Consider the following 22,945-nt stretch of genomic DNA (forward strand, 5'->3'; position numbering starts at 1 on the left):
TTGGAAATTTGAAAGCATACTATCCTTCTATATTCGCCGTTATCGCTGGTCTGTCCGGATTACTCGGACTGTTGCTTCAATCGGTCTACCCCATCATGTTGTTTCCTGTCTTTTTACTCATTGCGGGATACTTTATGGTACATGCGAATAAGCAGAAAACAACCGTCCGAAACTATACACCGAGCTTTCTAATTTTATCGAGCGCCGCCCTCGCATTCGGTCTTGGCTTCCAATCGATTTTGCCATATGCCATGCTTATCGGGGTCGTAATCCATACGGTCTGTCTCTTCTGTGCCATCATCGCACTTGGACGATATCGGGCACATGTCTCATGAAGGCTGTGACTGGACTCGGTTGGGGCGCATTGATTTTAGCGCTCGCCCTCGCCCCGCTACTTGCCGTCGATTTGATTATCATCTATCTGCTTGAAGACACAGTGTTCCGAATCTTATCGACTCTCGCGATGCTCGGTTGTTTCTATCTATTGTCGACAATCCTCAGTTTGTTCGTTGATGGGTTAACGGGAGCGTTACGCTCGTTTGGTCATGCGAACGTACCGCGTCTAATCGACACCATTCTGCACGGAGCAGTGAGCGGAATCAGTCTATACGTCGTACTGACACTCTTTCCGTCTATCGATTTATCGACGCTCACCGTCATGGCGATTGTATTCGTACACTTATTCGGTGCATCATTTTGGCTAAATCGTGAGAATTCGAAAGAAGACGTACCTCTTGAACTTGATTCCATCGATCAGCAGATCATCCACCTGTTACGAACCGAAACCATCGTGTCTTGCGTCGAACGCATTCAGCATGATTACCCGAATTTACCGAAACGGGACGTATTGAAACGAGTCAAACGCATCAGTCAATCCAACGAAGTCACCGAACCGTTTCATGGTCGGTGACTTTTGTGCGTCATCACGAGCGAATCGTGAGATTTATCCTGGTGTTTCGTTGCCCAATCTATGTAAACAAACGCCAGCCCTTTTTCAGTGCTAGCGTTTTACGTATCCTCTTTCCGGAGCGAATAGCCCTCCACTTCAAGCAACCGCATCCGTCTCTGATCAATCGCCGCATGAATAATCACGGTCACACCTGGATTGAGCTCCATCATCTTCTTGATTTTTCGTAAGTCATCTCCCTTGATCTCAACTGGCAACACGAACTCGCCTTCTCTCAAATGAACGAATTTGATTTTCCCAAGGTCGTCATATCCCGTCACTTCGTATGTCGCAAACTCACGTTTCATAGAACATCCCTCCCCTATCCTCGTTCCCAAAAAGATAGCATTCCACACAAAAAATCCATCCCCGTAGCGGCAGGGATGGATGCATGTTACGCCTCGACGCTATCTGCGTGTTTGGCTTTATGGTCGGCGATGACACCGGCATACCACTTCGCGCTGTCTTTCCAGATACGCTCTTGTGTCTCGAAGTCGATATAGAGGATACCGAAGCGCTTCTCGTATCCGAAGCTCCATTCGAAGTTATCCATGAGCGACCAGAGGTAGTAGCCTTGAATGTTCATGCCTTCATCGTTCAGGTCAGAGACGGCTTCAAGGTGCTGGCGGACGTAGTCGATCCGGTTATCGTCATGGACTTCGCCATTTTCCAGCACGTCGTCAAATGCGGCGCCGTTCTCTGTGATGTAGATTGGAAGGTCAGTATACTCGGAGCGTAAACGACGGATCAGGTCTTTGAATTCGTTCGGGGCGATATCCCAGCCCATGCCCGTCTTCTCGTAGTCCGAGTAAGCGTCTGCCTTCAAGAAATCATTTGCTGCGTTGAACTCGACAATGCCACGGCTATAGAAGTTGATGCCGAAAAAATCACAAGATGTCGAAATCGTCTCCATATCACCCGGTTGGATGAAATCGAAGTTATGCACATATTTGGAGAACAAGTTCATCATGTCGACCGGATACTCACCTTTGAAGACCGGGTCGAGGAACCAGCGATTCGAATACCCGTCGGCATTGTTCATCGCAAGACGGTCATTCGCAGAATCCGACTTCGCGTACATCGGTGACAAGTTGAGCGTGATGCCGATCGGGGTCGTGGACGTCATCTCTCGCTTCAACAACTCGACCGCTTTTCCGTGCGATAACAACATGTGGTGCACGGCGCGCACCGCTTCGTTCATGTCACGATGACCCGGTGCGTGAACACCGACGTGGTAGCCGAGGAAGCCGGCACACCAAGGCTCATTGTGGGTGATCCAAGAGTCGACGATGTCATCGAGCTCTTCAAAACAGACTTTCGCATAATCGAGGAACCAGTCGACCGATTCACGGTTGACCCAGCCACCTTCTTCGTGAGCCCACATTGGAAGGTCCCAGTGATAAATCGTGACGGCTGGTTTGATTCCTTCTTCACGTAGACGCAGCGCCAAGTTTTTGTAGAACGCCATACCTTCTGGGTTGTACTCTCCCTTGGCAGGGAAGATGCGTGGCCACGCGATGGAGAATCGATACGTGTCGACACCTAGCTTTTTGATGTGCTGGATGTCTTCCTCGTAACGATGGTAGTGGTCACATGCGACATCACCGTTATGCTTTTCAAACACGCGCCCGTCGATGTCACAGAACATATCCCAGATGGAAGGAGTACGGCCTCCTTCGTTATGTGCGCCTTCAATTTGGTACGAGGACGTGGCTGTCCCGAATACGAAGTCTTTCTTAAAATGCATAGTGTTTTCCTCTTTTCTCTATATTTATTCTTTGACAGCACCTGCCGAAATACTGCTGACGATGTACTTCGAGAGGAACAAGAAGGCAATCATGATCGGTACGACCGAGATCGCGATGCCCAGGTAAAGCGAGCCAAGGTTCTCTGCGACTTGTGATCCTTTCAAGAAGCCCATCAAAACAGGCAACGTGTATTTCTCAGGCGAAAACAAGAGGACAAGTGGCATCAAGTAGTTGTTCCATGAGCCGATGAACGTGAAAATCGACATCGTTGCAATCGCTGGCATCATCATTGGAAGTGCGATTGTGTGGAAAATACGTAGCTCGCTCGCACCGTCAATCCGTGCCGCTTCAATCAAACTGATGTGAAGCGTCGCTTGCGTATATTGACGGATGAAGAAGACGGTGAACGGTGTTGCAATCGCTGGGACAATCAATGGAATGAACGTGTCCAAAATACCGAGCGTTTTTGAGATCTCATAGAATCCAATGAGTCCGAGTTGCGCTGGCACCATCATCATGACAAGCATGAAGATGAACATCGCATTTTTCCCTCTAAAGTTATAGAACGTAAAGCCGTAAGCCGTTAGGGCTGAGAAGTAACCAGACAAGACCGTCACCGATACAGAGATGATCAAGCTGTTCTTGAAGCCGTTCCAAATGTTGATGTATTCGCTGAGCGTCGCATAGTTGTCTGCGAGCGCCGTTCCCGGAAGAAGTGAGAACCCAGCCATGATTTCTCCATTCGTCCGTGTCGCGTTGACAATCATCATCAAGAACGGAATGAAACAGATAATCGCGAGAAGGATGAGCCCTGTATAAATCAAACCTCGTGCGAATCGCTTATTCGTTGTCTTCTTAGAAGGCGGCGCCACTTTAAGCGGGCGCTCCTCTTTCCGTTTCGGCTGCGCTTCGCTATCTGGAAGCATTCGCCGTGATTCCGCATTTTGTTCCATTGCTTACGCCCCCTTCTGTGTCGCGCGCTCTTTGCGGAACATACCCTTGAAGACGACCGCCGAGAAGATCAGCGTGATCAAGAATAGGCCGTAAGCGACCGCTGACGCATAGCCATAGTTGTTATACTTGAAGGCTTGGTTGTACAAGTAAAGCACCATCGTGTTCAACGAACCGTCTGGTGAACCGATCCCGTCTGTAATCAACATCGGAAGGTCGAACAACTGGAGTCCACCGATGAGTGAAGTGATCATGATGTAGAGAAGAATTGGTTTCAAGAGCGGCAACGTCACTTTCGTAAACATCTGCCAACGGTTCGCACCGTCAATGTGAGCGGCTTCGAAGTAATCTGTCGAGATGCCCGATACCCCTGCCATGACGATGATGAAGGAGTGTCCGAACCACATCCATGTCAAAATGAGTGAAACGGATAACTGTGCCGTCACAGGTTCTGCCAACCAGTTGATCGGATCCGAAATCAAGCCGATTTTCATCAACACCATGTTGAGTGAACCGTGCTGCCAGTCGAGTAAAATACCGAACAAGAGCGCGACCGAACTGATCGTGATCAAGTTTGGAAGATAGAAGAACGAGCGGAAGAACGAGAGTCCTTTTAACTTCAAACGGAGATCAGAGAAGATGAGCGCCAAGAGAAGCGCCAATCCAATCTGCAAGACGAAGTTAATTCCCCAAATTTTGATGGTGTTGAAAAACGCCTCGATAAAGTACGTATCCGTCAACAACCGTGTGTAGTTCGCAAACCCGACGACCTCTTCACCCGGGCTCCCCGTATAGTTCGTGAAGCTATAATAAAGCGTTAAGAGGACCGGATAGATGCTGAATGTCAAGAAGACGACCCAGAACGGGGCGATGAACAGATAGCCGTAACGATCTAGTTTTTTCACGTGTATTTCTCCTTCCATAAGAACCGAGGGGGAGCTCCCCCCTCGTGTTGGTCATCGTCAGTCTACAACGATGTCTGGGTAAGCGTTCTTCGCTTGTTTTTTGAACTCTTCAATCGCTTCTTCTTTTGACTTTTTCCCTTCTACATACTGAAGGACAGATGCACCATAAAGTGTATCGAGCTGTTGGTCGTATTTCGTGACGATACCTGGTGTGATTTCATCTGCTTCATCGAGGAAGAACTCATAGTTGTTTTGTCCGCCGAGGAACTCATCGCTGAAGTCGGCTTTGATCTTGTCTGTGACCGGGTTGAACGCAAGTACGTCGCCTGTCTCTTGTGCCCACTCTGTCAAGAATTCTTCATCCTGTGTCATGAGTTTTACGAAGTCGTAAGCGGCTTCTTTGTTTTTCGATCCTTCATAGACTCCGAGCCATGTACCGCCCCAGAAGTATGGGCTTGGTCCGCTTGTGACAGCCCAGTCACCTGCAGTCTGTTTCGCGTTCTCTTTTAATACAGAGTGGAGACCCCATGTTGGGAGGACGTATGAGAAGACTTGTGTCTCTGTTTCTTTTCCGTTCTCTTTCACTTTGATTGGCTTATCCATTCCTTCGAACCATGATGGTGACCATTCTGGTGCGAGCGCAGTGTATTGCTTCTCACGAAGTTCTTTCGCATAGTCCATGTAGTTGATCTTATCTTCTGTCAAGACGAGTTCGTTTTTATCGTTGACCCACGCTTCTGGGTTTGCTCCTTGTGAGAACCAACGGATCGCACCTTCGTCCGGGAACATCTTGTATCCTTTTTGTTTCATCTTCTCAGCAACTTCGAAGACACCGTCCATCGAGCTCATCATTTCACCGATTTCAGTCGGGTCGTCTGTACCAAGTACTTCTTTTGCTAAGCTACGTTTGTAGTAAACGCCACCTGGTGTCGTTTGCCATGAAAGAGCGCGAACGTTTCCATCTTTATCTTTCCCGAGGTCAAACACGTACGGGACGTAGTTGTCTGCGATTTCATCGACACTGTATGGCTCGTCCGAAAGGTTTTCCCAATAACCTGCATCAACCCATTGTTTAAGGAATGCGATTTCTCCCGTGAAGACGTCCGGTGCGCCGACGCCACTCTCAAGTGCTGGCTTCAATTTCGTTGGATAGTCCGCGATCGGGACGATAGTCAATTCAACTTTGACACCGTTCTTCTCTTCATATGTTTTAATTGGTTCTTTTAATTCGTCCGTAAATGACCAAACTTTTAAGACGTCATCTTTTGATTCAGAAGCTCCGCCTTCGCTGTCTGAGCAGCCGCTCAAGACGCCAACTGAAAGTGCTCCGAGTGTAAGTAAGCTGACTAATTTACGCATGTGTTGTTCCCATCCTTTTTATAAGTAATAGTAGAAAGCGCTTGCAAAAAGAGGTTTAAAATTATCGAAAGCGCTTTCGTTACGATCGAAATAAAATATCGAAAGCGGTTTCGATTTCTTTCAAAAATGACTTTCGAAATCGCGCTCCCCTCTCCATCCACTGAAGAAAAGAGAGCGACTTCGAAACATCATTGGCTATAAATCACTGTTTGACCGGTGCACAGGATGCCCGTTCGACTAAGCGTACCGGAATGACGCGACGTTCAGTGAGTCGCTCTTTCGCGGTCATTTGTTCAAGTAAAAGTTCTGCTGCCGCTTCTCCGATTTCGTCCGTATCTTGGCGAATCGTGGTCAGTTTCGGCGTGATGTATTGAATCATTTCAATGTCATCATATCCGATGACAGAGATGTCATTTGGGACATGAAGACCGTGCTCGTGAATGGCTTCGATGACACCGATTGCCATTTGATCCCCGGCCACAAAGACTGCAGTCGGTTGATCGGCTAGTTCAAGCAATTGTTCCATCGCTTGTTTCCCTTCCTCAACCGAGAAGAAACCGGCGTTGACGAGGTAGCCTGGTCGAATCGGAAGGTCCAGCTCTTGCATCGCAAGTTCATATCCTTTGATTCGTGCCGCTCCAGCGTCAATCGTTTCATCCCCAGCGATGTGGGCAATTTTTTGGTGGCCGAGTTCATAGAGATAATTCACGGCGAGACGCGCCCCTTCGATATTATCGGAATAAACGACGCTACAGTTGGCGCTGTCCATATCGACGACGACGATTGGGATGTCGCTTCGCATGAGCTCTTGAACTTGCTCATCCATTCGGTCCGAGCAGATGACGACGATCCCGTCGACCGCACGGTGTTTAAAGTGTTCGAGGTAACTCATGTCACGATTGCGTAGATTCCGCGAGGCAAAGATTAAATCGTAGCCCTGCTCCTCTGTCGCGTGACGAAAACTTTCGATGATTCCGTTGAAGAACGGGTGCTTCATCCCGACTTCGTTCGCCTCTGAGAACATGACCCCGATCGCCCATGATTTTTTCGTCGATAACGACTGGGCATGTGCGTTCGGCAAGTAGTCCATCTCAGCAGCGGCTTGAAGAATCTTCGCTCTCGTCTTGTCACTCACGTCTTTATAATTGTTCAACGCTTTGGACACTGTCGTGATTGAGAATCCTGTTTTTTTGGCTAAATCATAAATCGTACCCATGTCATTCTCCTCTTCCCGAAAGCGCTTTCGGTAATTTGATTGTAGCGTATGGATTTGTAGGAATCAATTCTTTTTCGAGGAAACTTTTTGATTCTTTTTTCCATTCCTTGTTTCTTCTATATTACTGTATCGGGAAATTTTTGTCCTTAATGTGTCCGCGTATACAACCACACGAGATTCGTGAACTTTTGTACTTCTGTCTCGCCTGTCACACCTTTAAATAGCCGTTGGAATGGCTTTAACAATTGCTCTAACACGATTTTCCGAAGACGCTCTTGTTTGAGCTCGAACGAAATCGCATCGAATAAATCTCGCTGTTCTTCCGTCATCGCAACATGCTCTTCGATGCGAGCAGCCATCTCGATCAATTCTTCGATTGTTATGAGATGTTTATCTGTCGTCCCACGCATTTGATCGACCGTGACCGGGTTCAAGACGTGCTCTCCTGTCTCCATCATTCGAGCGGCAATCAATTCGACATACGTGTATAAGCTTCGGACGACTTTTTGAGGAGAGTAGGCAGCATTCGTGATTCTGTTCGTAAACAAGATATGTTGCAACATTCCGTTGAAGAGCACTGTCAATTCCATCGAATACGGTCTGACGGACTCTCCGATGATTTCCGTCAAACGCATCGCAATCCACTCGATTTCATAAATGCGATGTTGAAGGACGAGTTTCTTCAATTCATTCTCGTTCGACGACATGATCGATTCAAATAACGCGTGCAAGTTCCGCTCTTCGTTCAATTGAATCAATATCGAAATCTGTTCGATGAAGACGTCACGATCTCGCTTATCCCGCCCCATCTGCATTTCGATTCGGCGTTGCCCTGCATCATATCGTAAGTTCTCGAGGATACTAGCGACACAATCCGTCTTCGATGAGAAGTAATTATAAAACGTCCCTTTGGAGATATTAGCGCGGTCGATGATCTCTTGCACCGATGTGTGCTGTACCCCATTTTCGATGAAGAGAGACATGGCAATATCGGCAACTTTTCTCTTTTTCTCTTTCATATTTTCGTGACTCCGTTCTGTCTAGTTTGTACCTTTACTATAGCACCGAAAACCTTTTTAGACTAATAGTACAAAATGGTTGCTTTATTTATACAACGGGTATAAAATCATTTCATCGACACTTACCAACACATAACTATTTAGAAAATAAAGGAGCCATCCATATGAAACCAGAATTCCAAAAGAAACCGCCTTACGTCATGTTGGCGGTGCTCTTTGCGGGTGCATTCATCGCATTTTTAAACAACTCATTACTGAACGTCGCGCTCCCATCAATCATGGTCGATCTCAAAATTGCAGACTACTCGACCGTACAATGGCTCGCGACAGGCTTTATGCTCGTGACGGGGGTGCTCGTTCCGGCATCCGCCTATTTAATCACTCGTTTTTCAAACCGAAACTTGTTCATTACGTCGATGAGCATCTTCGCCATCGGTACGGCTATCGCGGCCTTCTCGCCAAACTTTGGCTGGTTGTTGAGCGGTCGAATGATTCAAGCCATCGGTGCCTCAACAATGGGACCACTCTTAATGAACGTCATGCTCGTCAGCTTCCCGCGTGAAAAACGGGGGATGGCGATGGGGATTTTCGGACTTGTCATGATCTCGGCACCTGCGATTGGACCGACACTTTCCGGTTATATCGTCGAGTACTATGACTGGCGCGTCTTGTTCGAAATGATTTTACCGCTCGCGATCATCGGTCTCGCGCTCGCTGTTTGGAAAGCAGAGAACGTCATGGTCCAAAATAAAGATCAATCTCTCGACTACTTGTCGCTCGTCTTATCGACACTCGGATTCGGTGGGATTTTATACGGTGTCAGTTCAGCAAGTTCGGACGGCTGGGATAACCCAATCGTCTTGGCGACGATGATTGTCGGTGCCATTTCGTTGATTGCCTTCATCTACCGCCAGCTTCATATGGAAAAACCATTGCTCGACTTACGTGCTTACAAACATCCGATGTTCGCACTCGCGTCAGTCATTGCGATGGTCAACGCGGTCGCAATGTTCTCCGGTATGATTTTGACACCGGCTTACGTCCAAAGCGTACGTGGCATCTCACCACTCGATTCAGGGCTCATGCTTCTCCCTGGTGCGATCATCATGGGAATCATGTCACCGATCACGGGTAAACTGTTTGACCGATTCGGGCCAAAATTATTGGCACTTACCGGTCTGACAATCACCGCGGTATCAACATATATGCTCGCAAACGTCCAACTCGATTCGACCTACACGTACATCGTCTTAACGTACACGTTGCGTATGTTTGGGATGTCGATGGTTATGATGCCGATTATGACTAATGGACTTAACCAGTTACCGACTCGCCTCAATCCACACGGAACGGCCATCAACAACACGGCCCAACAAGTATCTGGCGCGATTGGTACGGCAGTCCTCGTCACCATCATGAACTCGGTGACACGTACGGAGGCTGAATCATTGATGACAGGGGTCGATCCTGCGACACTCACAGAGAGTTCGATGGGTGCCATCACTCAGCAAGCCCTCTTATCTGGGATTCAATATTCATTTTATGTCGCACTTGGGATGAACCTCTTGGCGCTCGTCCTTGCGTTCTTCGTAAAACGAGTGGATGTGCGGAAATTCGATGATCAAGTAGAGACTGTTGAAGAATTGAAACAAGCAAATTAAATGTTGAGAAGCCGCTTTGAATGTTGAATTCAGAGCGGCTTTTTTTAATTTCTCATTTCCTTCATAAATAAATCTGAAATTAAAATTTAATCCTAATATGGTATTATTTCTCAATGGATATGATTCGTTTAGGAGGGTACATATGATGAAAAAAGTGTTTAGCTTGATGATTGTATTTCTTCTGATCACATCTTCTTTTCTCTCGACTGGATCAATCGTTGAGGCGGCCCCGAAGAAGCAGAATCGTGCTATTATGGGAGTATCGGCTTTGACTCCGCAACAAATGGCGGATTACGTAAAAAAGAAGAATCCTCGTGATGTCCGGCTAGTACAAACGTCGGTCGAAGACTTGGCGAACCTCTTCGTCATCATCGGCGCTAAGGAAGGTGTTCGTGGGGATGTCGCGTTCGCTCAAGCACTGAAAGAGACAGGCTACTTTCGATATGGTGGCGATGTACTCCCTGAACAACATAACTATTCCGGAATCGGGACGACTGGGAATGGCGTAAAAGGTCACTATTTCCGTTCACCGCATCAAGGCGTGACTGCTCAAGTTCAGCATCTAAAGGCATACGCCTCACACGATGCACTGAATACGAAACAAGTCGACCCACGCTTCCATCTCGTCAAGCGAGGCTCTGCAACGACGTGGCCATCTCTTCACCAAAAGTGGGCCATGCAGCCGAAAGGAAATTACGGGACCGAGATTCTTTCGATTTATCAAGAAATGTCGAAAATACCAAAACGTGTCGCTAAAGCAAACAGATAAGAAATGTAGGGGTGAAAGAACGTGACGTGCAAACAAGTTAGACTCGCGAGCGGACTCGCATTATTCGTGACCGGCGTGATGTTGTTACTCAAACGCTAATGAGCATTTCGGACAATGGTCCGAGTGCTTTTTTTATGACCGATATTACAAAGGAGGATATCATGAACCCTATTTCATACATACGAAACGAACAACACTGTACCATTCGTCAAGCCTCACAAGACGACGCGAAATCCCTCGCTTTCATTCGTTTGCAAATCGATCAAGAGACGGACTATTTAGACCGCGAACCTGGAGAAGGTGTATTGAGTGAGGAGGCCATTCAATTTCTAATCGATTCTGATTTGAATACCATGAATCGACTATTTCTTATAGCAGAAGTCGATGGGGAAATTGTCGGGTTTGCCCGCTGCGAAGGTAGTGTGCTCGCTCGAAAATCCCACACTGTCGAATTTGGAGTTGGAATTCTGCAAGCGCATTGGGGCCTCGGTTTAGGTTCAGCTATTTTACGATATGTTCTCGATTGGGCGCGAACGGAACGCCTTCATAAAGTCACTTTAAGTGTCATTGAAACAAATATAAAAGCCATAGCACTCTATGAGCGCTACGGCTTCGAAGTCGAGGGCCGATTACGGGACGATAAGCTTATTGATGGACAGCACTTCGATACAATCTTAATGGGATATCTCATTCCATCGGTAACGATACCCGAAAACAAATAACCTGACCCTCTAGCGGTGCGGCCGTCAACCGTCCACCATGCAATAAAATGATTTGGCGGGCAATCGATAGACCCAACCCATCACCTGGCGTGACCCCTCTCGAGGAATCGACACGATATGTGCGATCAAACAGATGAGGAATGGCCTCAATCGTTTCAGTCGTTGTCGCATTCGAGATGGACCACTCAAGCATATCCTCCCTGGTCTGGAGATCAATGTGAATCGGACTCGGTTGCTCCGCATATTTCCATGCGTTCGATAAAAGGTTCTCAAAAGCGCGAATGAGCTGTTCTTGATCCGCTTCCATCCATATATCTGGTCTGATTGAAGTCTGTAAATGAAGACCTCGCTCATTAAACAACGGCTCCATCTCGTGGATAAGTTGCGTCGTCAATAGACTCAGGTTGAGTCTCTGTTTCTTTAGTTGCATATGTGGGGCATAGAGTCGGTTTACGTTCATCAGCTGATCTAGCAAATGTTCAAGCTGATCCGTTTTTTCATTTAGAATACGAAAATGATCTTTTTCTGCAAGCGTCAGTTCCCGATTCATTTGCAGGAGTTGCGTATAGCCTTTGATGCTCGTGAGCGGTGTCCGCAAATCGTGCGACAGGTTGGAGAATAGTTGGTTCCGCTCTTCTTCATGCGCCCGTTCCTTCTCAAATAATTCACTTAATTGAGCTGACATCCGATTCACACTCTCTCCAAGCGACGCGATTTCGTCTCGACCTTCCACTTTGACAGTTCGACCGAGGTCACCGTTTGCAATCTGTTCAATCTCACTCGATAAATACGTGATTTTTCGAAGTGTTTTCCGCATCATCAGTGAAAATCCAATAATAAAGATCAAAATAACAATGAACGTCACCCCTAAAAACATAAGATTGGACGTCAGCGGATCTGGTGTTGTTTCGTTCTCAATGTAGTATAAACTGATCGAATAGCCCATGATTAAAAAAGCAATCGTCGCAATCAATGCATTGACTAAAATGATACCAATCAACTTCACTAGCAAGCGATCCCATTGTCTCCGTCTCATAATCGATACCCCACGCCCCACACCGTCTTGATAATGGTCGGTTTTCGTGGTGTGTCTTCTAACTTTTCTCGGATTTTTGTGATGTGGACCATCACTGTGTTGTCGACCTCAAATGCTGCCTCACCCCACACCGCCTCGTAAATCTGTTCGACTGTTAGGACTTGATTTGGATGACGCATAAAATAGGCGAGAATATCAAACTCTTTCGGTGTAAGTCGAATCAACATCTCATCCTTTCGACATTGTCGCGTCTGTAAATCAAGTGTCACATTTTCAAAGACGAGTGTACTCGTGAGGTCTGCTCGATCTGACCCATAATCACGATATCGTCTGAGTAACGATTTGACACGCAGCGTCACTTCAAGTGGGTTAAACGGTTTTTTAATGTAGTCGTCCGCTCCAACGGAAATGCCTTGCATCAAATCCAAGTCGCTCGTTTTGGCTGTGAGCATCAAAATCGGCATAAACTGCGTCTTTCGAATCTCAATACAAGCTTCAATCCCACCCATGACAGGCATCATCAAATCTAGAATGAGCAAATCGATCGTTTCGGTCGACGCGAGGTCGAGCACTTCTTGTCCATTTTTCGCAAATCGGAGTGCATATCCTTCATTTTTTAAATAGATAGCAAGTAATTCTCGAATCGCTTCATCGTCGTCAGCGATACAGATGACGGGTTGTGAACGCATCTCTTTCCTCCTCGTTTTTCACTAGTAAACTACATTCATTTCCTCTATTAATGAGTGTAACAAACTCAGTAACGGCACTTCCTTTCCAACTTCTTAAGATTTCTTAAGAGAATACTAAAAACTCCTTACGCTTGCGAGTGAATACTAGACAAGGTAAGGAGTGAATTTATTATGGAAATGATCATACATTATGGCATGCTCGCCATCGGCATCATGTTTACCCCATTATCTGACGACGTCTTAATGATCACCCATCTGACGGTCGCGGATGATTTTGTCCCAAGTTGGCTTTTATTTGTCTCCACCTGGATTCTCTTCACGCTCACGTTCGGCTGGTTCTATTTAATCGGGAAAGGGCTTCATCGTATCCTACCCGTGCGACAACGCGAATCTCGTTATCTTAAAAAAGCCGAGGCGCTCTATCAAACATACGGGGCACGCACCATTATGATTTCTTATTTTATTCCCGGCCTTCGGCACCCGCTCCATTACATCGCCGGGTTCACATCGCTCAAACTTCGCACGTATGCGTTCTATACGACTATCTCTGCATTTTTCTATACCGGTGCTTGGTTTCTCGTCATCGGACTGGCCAATCAAATCCCGGCGTTTCAACAGTTTCAAGATTGGGTGTTGTCGTTTTAACTCAGTGTCCTCTGTATTTCCCGAGCGCCCGCATGTTCAAGAGATACAAGACCCCTGCATAGAGAATTAAACCGAGTAAATACACCCAGATGCCTGAGAAGCCACTTCCGTAGACCATCACTTCCTTGATCGCTGTCGCTCCGTAGAAGATTGGCATGATGTAACTCAAGTTCCCGAGACCATATGGAATCAAGTCGAGCGGGATGAGTCCCGAGAAGAACACTTGCGGGATGATGGTGAACGGAATCATCTGAACAACCTGTAATTCTGATCGGGCAAACACCGAGATAGTCGCTCCGAAGAGTACCGCCGTACCCGCCATGAGTAGCATCGTCAACATGACCCACGCCATATTCCCGAGCGAAGACAGACCGAGCACATAAATTGAATAGAGCACGATGAAAATTGACTGAATCACCGCAAACGTTCCGTACCCGAGCGTATATCCTAAAATGACTTGCCCTCGTTTGATCGGAGTCATCAACAGTCGCTCGAGTGTACCCCCACTCCGTTCCTTGACGAGTGCCATCGCAGATAGGATGAACACGAAGAAGAACGAGAAGAGGGATAGGAAGACGAAGCCGAACGAATCGAATGTCGATTGGTCCTCTTCCCCATAGACGAATGACGTATCGATCTCGGCTGCGGGATTGAGCGTCGTCAACGCATCCTGAATTTCACTAACCGCCTTCGACGACTTCGTCGACGGTTCACGTAACGTGATGGTCGTTCCTTCTTGACTCATTTCAAACACGGCATCGACATGTTCATTGTCTTCGATATATGCTTTCGGATCATCGAACGTGGCCTGTTCCACCTCGAGCGTCTCGTCTTCAAACGCATCGACGAGCTGTTCGGGTGCGTTGTCGTCCAGGACGACAGTCGGCACGTAATCCGAGTCCCCGAGTAAGAAGTAGACGAGTGTCAAAATGAGAAGTGGCGCAATCAAAATCAAGGCGACACTTCGTTTATCATTCAACGTCTGAAAGATGACACGTTTCGCCAAGTTACGCATGGTCACCCACCCCCTCTTTCCCGGCAATCAAGAACAGTTCTTCGACGCGGCCGTTCTCGGTCTGGTCAAGCAAATCTTGCACATGGTCATATGCGATCAACCGTCCATTATAGACGAGCGCAGCCCGGTCACATTCGAGCACTTCATCCATGACGTGCGTCGAGACGATGATGGTCGTCCCTTCCGCCCGAATCGTTTGGAACTGATCCCAAATCTGTCGGCGTAAAATCGGATCGATTCCGACCGTCGGTTCATCAAGAAACAACACATCGGGCTTATGCAGGATGGCAATGGCCAAGGAAAGACGCTTCTTCATCCCGCCTGAAAAATTGCGGACGAGCTTATGCCGGTCGTTCGTTAAATCGACAAGGTTGAGCACTTCGGTGATGCGTTCTTGGAGCGCCTTTTTCCCTAACTTATAAATCGATCCGAAGAAGGCGAGGTTCGCTTCGGCCGACAAGTCTTCGTACAAGCCATCGTTCTGCGGCATAAATCCGATTTGTTGGAGCATGTCCATGTTTGGCATCTTCGTTTCGCCGATATGGACACTTCCTTTGTCCGGTGCGAGGGCGCCGATCATGAGTCGGATGAGCGTCGTCTTCCCCGATCCAGATGGTCCGAGCAAGCAGCAAATTTCTCCGGATGGGATGGTGAAGTCGATGTTGTCGATGGCGAGTTGGTCGCCGAACGACTTGTCGACGTGTTGCAGTTGAATGTTCATTTCTGTCACTCCTTTTCGGCGCCTCCTCGTGTATACTCAAGATAATCGACACCGTGTTGGTTTATATGTTCAGTATAGTCCCCGTTCACGGTGGCAACAATCGTCAATATCGGTCATCGTGTCGGTTTTCCGACAGATGCAATGAATGTGTTGAGGAAAAGGAGAAATAATATGGAACAAACTGACTTACGCGTCATCCGAACGAAGAAGCTGATCAAAGATGCCTTCTTTAGTCTCATTGAAGAACAGGGATTTGAAGCCGTCACCGTCAAGCAATTGACTGAACGGGCCGGTATTAATCGGGGAACCTTTTATAGTCACTATGTGGATAAGTTCGAGTTGATGGAGAAATGCGTCGACGAGATCTTTGAAGAGGCTGAACGGAAGTTGATTCATCATCTCCCGCACATCTTTGGAGACGAGCGAACTGATAACTCGTATCATTATCTCGTCCCGTTCATCCGCTTCATCGAAGACAATCAAATCATCATGAAGCCGCTCCTCGGACCAAATGGAGATCCGACGTTCCAGGCAAAACTTCGAAAATTTATGCAGGCTGCCTTGTTTCAGCGCTCCCCGGTAACCTTGTTTGATCCGGACAAGATGATGGTCCCGCCTCCATATCTCGTCGCCTATCTTTCTTCGGCTCACATGGGCGTCATCTATGAGTGGTTAAACAATCCGTCTTCGGAAGAGACAGCGGAAGACATCGCCCGGATTATCTATACGATCACCTATGAAGGACCGCTCGTTGCCGGCGGTGTGAATCTACGAAAATAAGGACAGGTGCTTTACCTGTCCTCCTTTGGAAAGACGACCTTCGCCGTTGTCCCAATCTGTTTCTCACTCGATAATGTAATCTCTCCACCATGTAACTGTACGATTTGACGAGCGATGGCTAGCCCTAGTCCTGAACCGTTGCGATGACGAGATGTGTCGGCCTGATAAAAGCGTTCGAACGCCCGGTCCACTTGTTCAGGTGTCATGCCTTCTCCCTCGTCTCGAATCTCACACGTGATGTGCGTCGCATCCTCTTCCACCAGAAGATGCAGTGTACTTTCTTCATATGCATATTCGACAGCATTTTGAAGTAGATTGATCCAAACTTGCTGAAGAAGTGTAGCATCACCCTTCATCACGACTTCGTCCATAGTCAAATCTAGGTTCATTCGTTTGCGTGTCATCTCTGAATCTAAGGATAAGATTGCCTCCCGGATCTGCTCACTGAGAGACAGTTCCGTCGCATGTAGACCGACAATCGTGTGGTCTAATTTCGCCAGCCGGAGCACGTCTTGTGACAAGCGCGATAGTCGTTTCCCTTCACGCTCAATCTTCGTGACATATTCACTTTGTTTTTCAAAAGGTCCTCCCCGTTTCAACAACGTGGCATACCCTAAAATCGAAGCGACCGGCGTCTTAAATTCATGTGCCATAACGGATGCCAATTCCTCATTCTTCGTTTCATTCGTTTCAAGCGTCTCGGTCATCTGATTGAACTGCTTCGCGAGCATTCCAATCTCATCTGTTGCTACGTCATGAATCCGCACCGATAGGTCTCCAGCGGTCACACGGTTGACGGCATCCGTGACACGGTCGATGCGTCGTGTCATCAGTCGAACTGCGAATAGAATGAGAACACTTGAAATGAGTGCTGTCAGGAACAAGGTCTGTAACGACACGTCACGGAAGATTGAAATCGGATTCTCGTCTGCGTTCGGAGACAACGTGACCACGGTCTCGTCGAGTAAAAAAGCGACTTGTGGAAGACGGTCCGTCTGTGACAGCACTTCACCCCGTTCTAATGTCGCTCGTTCCGAAACGCTCCATTCCGCACGGTCATAACGCATCGTCTGGGCATTCAGTGTCGCGTCATCAAAGAGGTCCAAGACCGCATCAGACGCTAGACCGTAATCTTGTGAGGCCATCTGCATGCTGTCGGCCCGGTCTACCAACATTTCTTCGACTTGTGTCTTCAGTGCATTGAACTGAAAGGTCAAAAAAATCGTGAACGTCAAGAGGATTGGAATCAACAAGAGTCCGAAGAAAATCATTAAAAATCGTCCGTAGATGGTACTAATAAATCGTTTCATCTTTTCAGCTCCAATCGATAACCGAGTCCCCACACCGTACTGATCTGAAATGCATCAATCGGCTTAAGACGCGCACGCAGTCGATTAATATGGACGTCGACCGTTCGGGTCTCACTCTCCGTCTCATATCCCCAAATCCGGTCTAACAGTTGTTGCCGGGTGAAGACTTGATTCAAATGCGTCGCCAAAAAATAGAGGAGTTCAAACTCTTTGCGAGGGAGTTCGATCGTCTCAGAAGTCGTTTCTAACGTCATCGTCGTCTCATCGAGTACGCAGTCGTTCAACTGAATCTGATGACTGTGATGAATGCGCGCTCGTCGTAACAATGCCTCAATTCGTAATTCGAGTTCTTCGAGATCGATCGGTTTCACGACATAGTCATCCGCTCCGGCATGAAACCCTCTCTTTTTGTCATTCATCGCATCGAGGACCGTCAGCATAAGCACCGGGAGCGTATACCCGGCGTCACGTAATTGTCCCGTCAGTTCACGTCCATCCAACCGTGGCATCATCACGTCGGTAATGAGCAAATCGATTGGCTCACGGTCGAGCCAATCGAGTGCTTCTTCTCCATCTTTTGCATGAAGGACACGATAACCGGCCACCGTCAAATAATCGACTAATAAACCGCCGAGCGCCTCATCATCTTCTGCGAGTAAAATGGTGACCATCTGTTTCCCCTTCTTTCTAATGGCTTATACGTTTCGCAACGCTTCAATCGGTTGCAAGTTCGAGGCTTTCCGGGCTGGGATGTAGCCGAATATGACTCCGATGATGACAGAGAAACCGAGTGCCAATCCGACGGTTGAACTTGCCAATGTAAACGGTACGCCCATGACGAGCGTCAGTCCAAAGGCGAGCAGTCCACCAAATAAGACACCGACGAGCCCTCCGAGCATCGAAAGCAGGACGGACTCAAACAAGAACTGTTGTCGAATCTTACCAGGCGTCGCACCGAGTGCTTTACGCAGTCCGATCTCGCTTGTTCGTTCGGTCACCGAAACGAGCATCATGTTCATGATCCCGATGCCTCCGACGAGTAAAGAAATCGAAGCGATGCCAACGAGGAGCATACTGAGAAGCGCATTGATTTGATCGATGGAAGCGAGCGCATCCTCAAAACTCGTTACTGTGAAGGCGTCACGTCCATTGAATGCGGTCGTCAGCTGTTGTGTCACTTCATCCTGTACGACAGCTGATGCACCCGATTCGGTATATAAGTCGAACGTGGCAATCGTCCCTTGATGAAACTGCGTCAGTGCAGTCGTCACAGGGATGACGATCGCCTCGTCTGTTGACATGGAAAATTCCGATGATGGCGCAAGCGTTCCAACGACGATGTAACGAATCCCACCAACAGAGATCTCTTCCCCGAGAGGAGAGGATGTCGGAAACGCCTCTTTCGCAATCGTTTCTCCGAGCAAGGCGACATGCGTCTGTTGATTAACGTCGAGTGGTGTCAATCCGCGCCCGGTTGCGACAACCGAATCGTCTTTGAAGAACGCTTCACTTTTCCCAAGAATGGTTTGCTGTTCCGTCTGCCCCGATACATATACATCGGTCATTTGACTCAATGTCGGGGAGATTGAGGCGACCCCCTCAATGGCTTCGAGCCGATCCATGTCCGCCATACTGACACCGGATTTCCCATCCTCTCCGATTTGAACGGTCATACGATCAGCTCCAAACGTCGCGACTTCATCGTTAATGGAATCGGTCACACCGGAAATGATCGTCATCAAGGCAATAATCGAAGCCGTCCCGATGACAATCCCTAAAATCGTCAAGAAGGAGCGCATCTTGTGACTGATGACCGTCAACCAAGCCATGCGTATATTTTCTCGAATCATCGCACCCGTTCCTCCTTTTCAATCTTCCCGTCACGCACATGTACGATACGAGTCGCTTCTTTGGCGATATCGATATCATGGGTAATCATGATGATCGTCTTTCCCTCCGCATGTAGCTCGTGAAAGAGCGCCATAATTTGACGACCGTTCGTTTGATCTAACGCACCCGTCGGCTCATCCGCGAGAAGAAGCGATGGATTCGTCACGAGCGCCCGAGCGATAGCGACACGTTGCTGCTGACCACCTGATAACTGATTTGGAAAGTGGTCCATCTTATCGCCTAATCCGACACGCGCTAACATCTGTCGAGTTCGTTCCTGTCTTTCCGCTTTTGAAGATCGTTGATAAATGAGCGGAAGTTCCACGTTCTCTCGAGCACTCAACCGAGGAAGTAGATTGAATTGCTGAAAGATAAATCCGATGCGTTCGTTTCGAAACAGAGAAAGCTCCGTTTCGGACAATCCGGTCACATCCTTGTTCCCAAACCGGTAACGACCGCTCGAATAACCATCGAGACAACCAAGGATGTTCATGAGTGTCGACTTTCCAGAGCCGGATGGTCCCAAAATGGCGACGAACTCTCCTTCTTTCACCTCTAAATCGATTCCTCGTAATACGGTCTGCTGATTGTCACCCTCACCGTACGATTTGGTCAATTGTTCGACCGAGATGAGTGTCGTCATCATTGCCCACCTCCGATTCGTGGAGGCATCAACCCTCCACTCGTCGTCTCATCGAGTAAGAGTACTTCGGTCTCGTCTAATCCATCTTTGATCTCGACTCGACTTCCGTCTGTCAACCCAAGCTCGACCTGTTGTTTCACCGGACCCTCGTCTCCTTGCACATACACGTATGCATCCTCATCCTCAAACATGATGCTGTCGAGCGACAAGGTCTCTGCATCTTCAGCGCGATCGACGACTAGACTGCCTTCTAACGTCATCCCATTCCGTAAATTGTCTGTCTCAGGGAAAGTCACGGTCATCGCATAGCGAGCGGATGCGCCTGGTGTCGTCATCGGTTCAGCTTCCTCTGCGATGACGTCGATTGTTCCATCTACCTCGGTGTCGAGCGCCGTCACATAGATCGTCAACGCATCCCCTTCATTCACTTTGCCGATATCTCGCTCATCGACCATGAATCGACCTGTCGTCTCATCCCCGACTGCCGTGACCTGCCCCGCAAACGTGTAACGATTTTCAATCGTCTCAACCGCGACGGCTTCCGTTTTATAGTCGGTCGCATCCGGCATCAAGAAGACTCCAGCTCCTAATGTAAGGGCGAGCACACCAATCCCCATGCCCCATTTCACTTTTTTGTTCATCTTGTGTTCCTCCTTATTGTTGATATGTTAAGGATAAACACAAGTTGTAAACAAATTATAAACGCCTCTCGCGATAAACGAGAGGCGTTCACTTACGAAACGCGAACGTGCACGTGTAAGTTCTCATTTGCTTCAGTTGTCGTCTGGTATGCGTTCTGTACTGCCTCCAGATCATGCCAGGCGATGCGGTATGACTTTCCTCGCATTCCTTCAAACTCGAAGGCGAGATGTTGTAAATCCGACATACTTAGGATACGGTCAAACGGTCTACCTGGACCATCCCATTCCAGTTGGTTCGCCGAATCCTTTAATACGAGGTCGAGTCCATGCATCACTTTTTCTTTGATCAATTGTCCATCCGCCGCAACACGCATCCCGTCTTGAATATCATGCATCCGACACGATTCGATATCATCAAACGGGATGGTGATTTCATCCCCGTTCGCAAAGTGAAGTGTGATTGTTTTTACGATCATCTTAAATTCCTACCTTCATCTAGACTCCGTCCTATGCTTCTAGCCTAACTATACAAAACTTTTTCCGATTCAGGGATGACATCTTTGTGGATGTGGCAAATCCGTAAATGCATGTTCGTTTCATTTAGAAACGGGAATAGAAGAGGTAGCACTCATTCTGTTTTTTGAAAATAACACTTCGGAAAGGCGGCGAATATATGCCATCAGTGGATAAGTCGGTCATCGTCATAGGCGGAGGGCTCGGCGGATTGTCAGCAGCCATCTCACTCGCTCAAAAAGGTTACGACGTCTCACTCTACGAAAAGAATGATCACATTGGCGGGAAAGTGAATCGGCTCGAACAAGACGGATTCGGTTTCGACCTCGGACCCTCAATATTAACTATGCCCCACATCTTCGACAAATTGTTCCGCGGAAGCGGGAAACGGATGGAAGACTATGTGTCCATCAAACGACTTGAGCTCGAATGGCGCTCTTTCTTCCCGGACGATACCGTCCTCGACCTCTACCATGACCTCGAACAAATGCAACGGGCGAATCCTTCCCTCTCTCGAAAAGACATGCAAGAATATCGTGAACTGTTGAATTATGCAGCGCGCATCTATAAGACGACCGAGAAGAGCTATTTGGCCGAAGGGTTTGAGTCGCCTTTAGAAGCAGTCATGAAAACAGGCATCTTCCCGACCCTATTCGGATTCGACTTGACGTCGACGATGTATAGCGCCATCAAGAAACGGATCAGTAACCCTCATCTTCGGGACATGCTCTCGTATTACGTCAAATATGTCGGGTCGTCTCCGTATAACGCACCCGCTGTCTTAAATATGATGATTTACATGCAATATGCCCAAGGCTGTTGGTATGTCGAAGGCGGGACCCATAAGCTCGCGGAAGGCTTGACGAAGCTCGCCGAAGAAATCGGTGTGAAGCTACATACCGGAGAAGGCGTGGTTCGTGCCCATACGGTGAATGAGAAAGTGACCGCCATCGAGCTCGAGGACGGACGTCTCCGTTCCGCTGATTATTTTGTCTCGAACATGGAAGTCATCCCGTTCTATCAGAAGATGGTCGACGCGGACAAACAGTATGTCGACAAACTCGTCGATAAATACGAACCGGCGAGTTCCGGATTCGTCCTCCATCTCGGGGTGAAAAAAGCCTATCCACAACTGGCACATCATAATTTCTTCTTCTCTGAGAACCTACATGAACAAATGGATAAAATCTTTGAGAAACATGAACTTCCGGACGACCCGACGATTTACCTCGTCAACGTCAACAAGACCGACCCGACCCAAGCGCCACCAGGACACGAGAACATCAAAATCTTGCCACACATCCCGTATATCCAAGATGAACCGTTCACGGAAGAAGAATATGCCGCTTTTGAAGAGCGTGTACTCGACAAATTGGAACGGATGGGCCTCGATGGTCTGCGTGAACATACGGTGACACGCGACGTGTGGACGCCGCACGATATCGAGCGGACGTACGGATCGGACCGAGGTGCCATTTATGGAACGGTCGCCGACAAGAATCGGAACGGTGGCTTCAAGCATAAGAAACAGAGTGAACTTTACCACAACCTCTACTTCGTCGGCGGGACCGTCAACCCAGGTGGCGGTATGCCGATGGTGACGTTGAGCGGTCAGCAAGTGAGCGACAAGATTGCGAAACGTGACAAAGTGAAATGATTTTCTTTCATCCCTCATTCGATATGAGGGATTATTTTTTGAAACTTTTTCCAATAACCTTCCGTATATTGTGCTACGATACAAACAATCAAATAGACAAGCGGAGGAA

General features: G+C 47.9%; 25 protein-coding genes. 8 read left to right on the forward strand and 17 right to left on the reverse strand.

What is annotated here, in order from left to right; genetic code table 11:
* The first annotated feature begins 8 nt into the window (after nt 1-8).
* Nucleotides 9-335: a hypothetical protein gene (locus KOG47_RS13425; RefSeq protein WP_214784891.1), complete on the forward strand. Its 327-nt coding sequence runs from the start codon at nt 9-11 to the stop codon at nt 333-335.
* Nucleotides 332-910, forward strand: coding sequence for a hypothetical protein (locus tag KOG47_RS13430; RefSeq protein ID WP_215244377.1), 579 nt, complete (start codon nt 332-334; stop codon nt 908-910). Before KOG47_RS13425 ends, KOG47_RS13430 begins: the two co-directional genes overlap by 4 nt.
* Before the next feature lie 98 nt (nt 911-1,008).
* Here the strand turns inward: KOG47_RS13430 and KOG47_RS13435 are convergent, their stop codons facing one another.
* The 7 genes from KOG47_RS13435 to KOG47_RS13465 form a co-directional block, all read right to left on the reverse strand.
* Nucleotides 1,009-1,254: a hypothetical protein gene (locus KOG47_RS13435; RefSeq protein WP_031424613.1), complete on the reverse strand. Its 246-nt coding sequence runs from the start codon at nt 1,252-1,254 to the stop codon at nt 1,009-1,011.
* Nucleotides 1,255-1,340: 86 nt separating this feature from the next.
* Nucleotides 1,341-2,693, reverse strand: a complete 1,353-nt coding sequence (locus tag KOG47_RS13440; protein ID WP_215244378.1) for a GH1 family beta-glucosidase — start codon at nt 2,691-2,693, stop codon at nt 1,341-1,343.
* Nucleotides 2,694-2,717: 24 nt separating this feature from the next.
* Nucleotides 2,718-3,647, reverse strand: a complete 930-nt coding sequence (locus KOG47_RS13445; RefSeq protein ID WP_214685726.1) for a carbohydrate ABC transporter permease — start codon at nt 3,645-3,647, stop codon at nt 2,718-2,720.
* A gap of 3 nt (nt 3,648-3,650) precedes the next feature.
* Nucleotides 3,651-4,550, reverse strand: coding sequence for a carbohydrate ABC transporter permease (locus KOG47_RS13450; protein WP_015880663.1), 900 nt, complete (start codon nt 4,548-4,550; stop codon nt 3,651-3,653).
* A 57-nt stretch (nt 4,551-4,607) separates the two neighbouring features.
* Nucleotides 4,608-5,909, reverse strand: a complete 1,302-nt coding sequence (locus KOG47_RS13455) for an ABC transporter substrate-binding protein (protein WP_215244379.1) — start codon at nt 5,907-5,909, stop codon at nt 4,608-4,610.
* Between the two features lie 202 nt (nt 5,910-6,111).
* The gene (locus tag KOG47_RS13460; protein WP_214691530.1) at nt 6,112-7,125 is read right to left on the reverse strand and encodes a LacI family DNA-binding transcriptional regulator; all 1,014 of its coding nucleotides are present in this window, start codon (nt 7,123-7,125) and stop codon (nt 6,112-6,114) included.
* Between the two features lie 146 nt (nt 7,126-7,271).
* Entirely contained in the window at nt 7,272-8,144 is an 873-nt protein-coding gene (locus tag KOG47_RS13465; RefSeq protein ID WP_215244380.1) for a TetR/AcrR family transcriptional regulator, read from the reverse strand.
* Nucleotides 8,145-8,308: 164 nt separating this feature from the next.
* On the opposite strand from KOG47_RS13465, the gene KOG47_RS13470 reads away from it, so the two are divergent.
* The 3 genes from KOG47_RS13470 (at nt 8,309) to KOG47_RS13480 (ending at nt 11,296) form a co-directional block, all read left to right on the forward strand.
* On the forward strand, nt 8,309-9,805 hold the full coding sequence (locus KOG47_RS13470; RefSeq protein WP_215244381.1) for an MDR family MFS transporter: 1,497 nt from the start codon (nt 8,309-8,311) through the stop codon (nt 9,803-9,805).
* A 145-nt stretch (nt 9,806-9,950) separates the two neighbouring features.
* Nucleotides 9,951-10,574 (forward strand): glucosaminidase domain-containing protein, encoded by a 624-nt coding sequence (locus KOG47_RS13475; protein WP_244150650.1) that lies wholly within the window; start codon nt 9,951-9,953, stop codon nt 10,572-10,574.
* A gap of 161 nt (nt 10,575-10,735) precedes the next feature.
* On the forward strand, nt 10,736-11,296 hold the full coding sequence (locus KOG47_RS13480; protein ID WP_215244382.1) for a GNAT family N-acetyltransferase: 561 nt from the start codon (nt 10,736-10,738) through the stop codon (nt 11,294-11,296).
* Here KOG47_RS13480 and KOG47_RS13485 read toward each other — a convergent pair.
* Both KOG47_RS13485 and KOG47_RS13490 read right to left on the reverse strand, forming a co-directional pair.
* Entirely contained in the window at nt 11,262-12,332 is a 1,071-nt protein-coding gene (locus KOG47_RS13485) for a HAMP domain-containing sensor histidine kinase (RefSeq protein WP_215244383.1), read from the reverse strand. The two genes, KOG47_RS13480 and KOG47_RS13485, sit on opposite strands and share 35 nt — an antisense overlap.
* A complete protein-coding gene (locus tag KOG47_RS13490; protein WP_015880656.1) occupies nt 12,329-13,021 on the reverse strand; it encodes a response regulator transcription factor in 693 nt (230 codons plus the stop codon). Before KOG47_RS13490 ends, KOG47_RS13485 begins: the two co-directional genes overlap by 4 nt.
* 171 nt (nt 13,022-13,192) lie before the next feature.
* On the opposite strand from KOG47_RS13490, the gene KOG47_RS13495 reads away from it, so the two are divergent.
* Entirely contained in the window at nt 13,193-13,666 is a 474-nt protein-coding gene (locus KOG47_RS13495; RefSeq protein ID WP_215244384.1) for a DedA family protein, read from the forward strand.
* Between the two features lies 1 nt (nt 13,667).
* Here KOG47_RS13495 and KOG47_RS13500 read toward each other — a convergent pair whose 3' ends face one another.
* Together KOG47_RS13500 and KOG47_RS13505 are read right to left on the reverse strand one after the other, a co-directional pair.
* Nucleotides 13,668-14,681: an ABC transporter permease gene (locus tag KOG47_RS13500; protein WP_215244385.1), complete on the reverse strand. Its 1,014-nt coding sequence runs from the start codon at nt 14,679-14,681 to the stop codon at nt 13,668-13,670.
* Entirely contained in the window at nt 14,674-15,402 is a 729-nt protein-coding gene (locus KOG47_RS13505) for an ABC transporter ATP-binding protein (RefSeq protein ID WP_159563440.1), read from the reverse strand. Before KOG47_RS13505 ends, KOG47_RS13500 begins: the two co-directional genes overlap by 8 nt.
* A 171-nt stretch (nt 15,403-15,573) precedes the next feature.
* Here KOG47_RS13505 and KOG47_RS13510 point away from each other — a divergent pair, with 171 nt between their 5' ends.
* Nucleotides 15,574-16,182: a TetR/AcrR family transcriptional regulator gene (locus KOG47_RS13510; protein ID WP_084543010.1), complete on the forward strand. Its 609-nt coding sequence runs from the start codon at nt 15,574-15,576 to the stop codon at nt 16,180-16,182.
* A gap of 11 nt (nt 16,183-16,193) precedes the next feature.
* Here the strand turns inward: KOG47_RS13510 and KOG47_RS13515 are convergent, their stop codons facing one another.
* From KOG47_RS13515 to KOG47_RS13540, 6 genes are all read right to left on the reverse strand, one after another.
* Entirely contained in the window at nt 16,194-17,492 is a 1,299-nt protein-coding gene (locus KOG47_RS13515) for a HAMP domain-containing sensor histidine kinase (RefSeq protein WP_074034752.1), read from the reverse strand.
* Entirely contained in the window at nt 17,489-18,163 is a 675-nt protein-coding gene (locus KOG47_RS13520; protein WP_074034753.1) for a response regulator transcription factor, read from the reverse strand. Before KOG47_RS13520 ends, KOG47_RS13515 begins: the two co-directional genes overlap by 4 nt.
* A 24-nt stretch (nt 18,164-18,187) precedes the next feature.
* The gene (locus tag KOG47_RS13525) at nt 18,188-19,342 is read right to left on the reverse strand and encodes an ABC transporter permease (RefSeq protein WP_214691536.1); all 1,155 of its coding nucleotides are present in this window, start codon (nt 19,340-19,342) and stop codon (nt 18,188-18,190) included.
* Nucleotides 19,339-20,025, reverse strand: coding sequence for an ABC transporter ATP-binding protein (locus tag KOG47_RS13530; RefSeq protein ID WP_084543011.1), 687 nt, complete (start codon nt 20,023-20,025; stop codon nt 19,339-19,341). Before KOG47_RS13530 ends, KOG47_RS13525 begins: the two co-directional genes overlap by 4 nt.
* Complete coding sequence (locus tag KOG47_RS13535; RefSeq protein WP_215244386.1) at nt 20,025-20,666, reverse strand: efflux RND transporter periplasmic adaptor subunit; 642 nt, start codon at nt 20,664-20,666, stop codon at nt 20,025-20,027. The genes KOG47_RS13530 and KOG47_RS13535 overlap by 1 nt, the downstream gene beginning before the upstream one ends.
* Before the next feature lie 92 nt (nt 20,667-20,758).
* Entirely contained in the window at nt 20,759-21,142 is a 384-nt protein-coding gene (locus KOG47_RS13540) for a hypothetical protein (protein ID WP_215244387.1), read from the reverse strand.
* A gap of 197 nt (nt 21,143-21,339) precedes the next feature.
* Here KOG47_RS13540 and KOG47_RS13545 point away from each other — a divergent pair, with 197 nt between their 5' ends.
* A complete protein-coding gene (locus KOG47_RS13545; RefSeq protein WP_215244388.1) occupies nt 21,340-22,836 on the forward strand; it encodes a phytoene desaturase family protein in 1,497 nt (498 codons plus the stop codon).
* Nucleotides 22,837-22,945: the final 109 nt, after the last annotated feature.

The sequence above is a fragment of the Exiguobacterium sp. s121 genome (assembly GCF_018617245.1).
GTDB lineage: Bacteria > Bacillota > Bacilli > Exiguobacteriales > Exiguobacteriaceae > Exiguobacterium > Exiguobacterium profundum.